The organism is Myxococcus sp. CA039A (genome assembly GCF_013336645.1).
GTDB lineage: Bacteria > Myxococcota > Myxococcia > Myxococcales > Myxococcaceae > Myxococcus > Myxococcus llanfairpwllgwyngyllgogerychwyrndrobwllllantysiliogogogochensis.
Map to the genome: position 1 here is coordinate 1 of NZ_JABUMQ010000574.1, position 3,170 is coordinate 3,170.

The 3,170-nt window shown below is 70.8% G+C and carries 3 protein-coding genes; 1 reads left to right on the plus strand and 2 read right to left on the minus strand.

Annotation, left to right across the window (positions count from 1 at the left end; genetic code table 11):
* The coding region (locus tag HR086_RS45845; RefSeq protein ID WP_174468808.1) for an S-adenosylmethionine:tRNA ribosyltransferase-isomerase at window positions 1-293 on the plus strand (293 nt) is incomplete at its 5' end.
* Between the two features lie 4 nt (window positions 294-297).
* Here the strand turns inward: HR086_RS45845 and HR086_RS45850 are convergent.
* Together HR086_RS45850 and HR086_RS45855 are read right to left on the minus strand one after the other, a co-directional pair.
* Window positions 298-1,518 (minus strand): zinc-dependent alcohol dehydrogenase, encoded by a 1,221-nt coding sequence (locus tag HR086_RS45850; protein WP_174468809.1) that lies wholly within the window; start codon window positions 1,516-1,518, stop codon window positions 298-300.
* A 156-nt stretch (window positions 1,519-1,674) separates the two neighbouring features.
* Window positions 1,675-3,170 (minus strand): Ppx/GppA phosphatase family protein (locus HR086_RS45855; RefSeq protein ID WP_174468810.1); only part of this gene is annotated, 1,496 nt, incomplete at its 5' end.

The following is a 3,170-nucleotide window of genomic DNA, read 5'->3' on the forward strand; positions in this document are numbered from 1 at the left end:
GGGTGGTGGCGGTGGGCACCACGGTGGTGCGGGCGTTGGAGGGCCGGGCGGCGATGAACGGCGGGCGACTGGTGGCGGGCGAAGCGGTGACAGACCTCCTGTTGGGGCCGGGCTTCGTGCCCCGCGTGGTGCACGGGCTCCTCACGGGCATGCACGAGCCGGGCAGCAGCCACCACGCGCTGCTCCAGGCCTTCGCGCCGTCGTCGCTGTTGAAGGAGGTGGCCGCGCACGCGGAGGCGCGCGGCTACCTGGGGCACGAGTTCGGGGACTCGAGCCTGGTGCTGGACGCGTGAGGGCTCACTGGAGCTGATTGGGCTCCAGCTCCACCTTCACCCAGCCCGGCTTGCGCAGGTCGAAGTTGCGGTAGGCGTCCAGCGCGCCGCTCATGGGCTCCACGTGCGAGAGGATGGCGGTGGGGTCCACCTCGCCGGTGCGCACCAGCTCCAGCAGCCGGGGGATGTACTTGCGGTGGTTGCAGTTGCCCATCTTCAGCGTGAGGTTCTTGTTCATCGCCATGCCGATGGGGAACGTGCGCACCTGCGCCGGGTAGACGCCGATGATGGACAGCGTGCCCGCCTTGGCGAGCGCCTCCACCGCCCAGGACAGCACCTGCGCGGGCGCGTCGCCGGGCACCCAGTTGTCGCCGTCCGGCTTCGTCTTCGGCGCGGCCTCCTTCGCCTCGCGCTTGAGCTCCGCCTTCTGCGCGCTGGCCTGCTTCGCGGCGGGGCCCGCGTGCGCGTGCTCGGCGTCCACGCCCACCGCGTCGATGGCGCGGTCCACGCCGATGCCGTTGGTGAGGCGCAGGAGCGTCTTCACCGGGTCTTCCTGGTCGAAGTCGATGATTTCCGCGCCCTGGCCGCGCGCCAGCTCCAGCCGGTCCTCATGGCAGTCGATGGCGAAGACGCGGCCGGCGCCGAGCAGCTTCGCGCTGACGATGGCGAACAGCCCCACCGGCCCGCAGCCGAACACCGCCACGGTGTCGCCCGGCTTGATTTCCGCCAGCTCCGCCCCGAAGTAGCCGGTGGGGAAGATGTCGGAGACGAGGATGGCCTGCTCGTCGCTCACGCCCTCGGGAATCTTCACCAGGCCCGCGTGCGCGAAGGGAACGCGCACCTTCTCCGCCTGCATGCCATGGAAGGGGCCCGTCTGCTCCGGCCCGCCGAAGAACGCCGTGCCCGCGGAGGCGCCGTGGGGGTTCGCGTCGTTGCACTGCGAATGGTAGCCGGCGCGGCAGTAGACACAGTTGCCGCAGGCGATGGTGGAGGGGATGACGACGCGGTCGCCCACATTGAAGTTGCGCACGTCGTCGCCGAGCGCCTCGATGTAGCCCACGCCCTCGTGCCCGAGAATGGTGCCCGGCTTCATCCCCGGCATCGTCCCGCGAATCATGTGCAGGTCCGTGCCACAGATGGCGCTCGCCGACAGCTTGACGATGGCATCCGTCGGCTTCTCGATGCGCGGCTCCGCCACCTCGTCGAGCCGGATGTCCCCAATCCCATGGAATACGACGGCCTTCATCGCGCGCTCCTTCCCCCGTGAGGGGCCCTTGCGTCCAAAGTCGAAGAGGCCCGTCTGGTGACGACGGACCCGTGCGACTTTGAGCGTGGGCATCTGGAGCAACGCGGGCAGGGCGCGACGTCTCCTCTGCTGGCCAGCAGGCGGAGTGCCGGGCGACTAGCGGGCGGCGGCCTGATGGACGTGGAAGGAGAGCTTCTTGCCGAAGACGCGGCGGAAGGAGGCCACCTCGTGCTCCGCGTTCCACAATTCCAGGTCCACCGGCTGGCGCGCGTGCAGGTGCAGGGCCACCCCGTCGCGGCCGTTGGTGGCCTTGAAGCCCTTGATGGGCTGGTGGTGGCTGTGGTCCAGCGAGTTGGCCACGCGCAGCAGGGTGGCGAGCTTTCGCACGGTGCGGGCCTCGGCGGGAGTCAGCCCCGCCATGCCCGAGTGGGCCAGCTCCGGAGGACTGCGCCGGTGGTAGCGGGCGACGCGGGCCACCAGCTCTCGCTCGCGGTCCGCGAGGCCGGGGAGGTCCGCGTGGCGGATGAGGTAGTACGTGTGCTTGTGGTGCCGCTCGTAGTTCACCGCGTGGCCGATGTCGTGGAGCAGCGCGGCGACCTCCAGGTACGGGCGCACCGACAGCGGCAGCTGGTGCAGGGCGGCCAGGTCGTCGAAGAGCGTCAGCGCGAGCCGTGACACCTGGCGCGCGTGCTTCTCGTCGAAGAAGAAGCGCTGGCCCATGGCGATGGCGGCGTCCGCGAGGCTGTGGTCGTCGGGCTGGTGGTGGGCGTCCTGTCGGTAGAGCAGGTCCACGAGGATGCCGTCGCGCAGGCCCCGGTTGACGACGCTGACGGACTCGATGCCCAGGTACTTCGCCACGCCCTCCAGGATGACGGCGCCGGAGACGATGATGTCCGCGCGCTTGGGGTCGAAGCGCTTGCGCCGCCGGTCCGCGGGCATCTGCGCCAGCGTCTCCACCGTCTGGGTGAGCTGGCGCACGGTGGCGTTGCCGCTGCTCTCGCTGGAGGCGAAGGACACCACGGCGTTGATGGTGCCGGACGAGCCGAGCGCCACCCGGGGAAGGAGCGGCAGCTTCTCCGGCAGCGTCTTGCCCAGCACCTCCTGGACGAACCCGCGCATGATGCGCAGCTGCTTCGTCGTCACGGTGCGCGACGCCTCGAAGACCTCGGTGAGCCGCACCGAGCCCAGCCCCAGGCTCCACAGGTTGTCGGGCTTCTCGCCCACGGCGGTGGCCACCTCGGTGCTGCCTCCGCCAATGTCGATGAGCAGCGAGCGCGTGCCGGGGGGCTTGCGGTGCAGCACGCCCAGGCAGATGAGGCGCGCCTCCTCCTTGCCGCTGACGACCTCCAGGTTGAGGCCGGACTCCTCGCGCACGCGCCGGACGATGTCCGGGCTGTTGCGGGCCTCGCGCAGGGCGCTGGTGGCCACCGCGCGCACCTGGGCCTTGTGACGACGGCAGAGGGCGGAGTAGCGCCGGAGCGTGGACAAGAGCCGCTCCGCCGTGGCCTCCGGCATGGTGCCAGTGGCGAAGACGCCCTCACCGGGGCGGATGGGGTCTCGCTCCTGGTGGAGCGTCTCGAGCGCCCCGTCGGCGTCCGGCCGGGCGAGCTCCAGTCGCACGGCGTTGGTCCCCACATCGATGGCTGCGAGGA

Bases quoted from the DNA above. Each gene is read 5' to 3' on its own strand.
- HR086_RS45850 (WP_174468809.1), bottom strand. From the start codon at position 1,518: ATGAAGGCCGTCGTATTCCATGGGATTGGGGACATCCGGCTCGACGAG.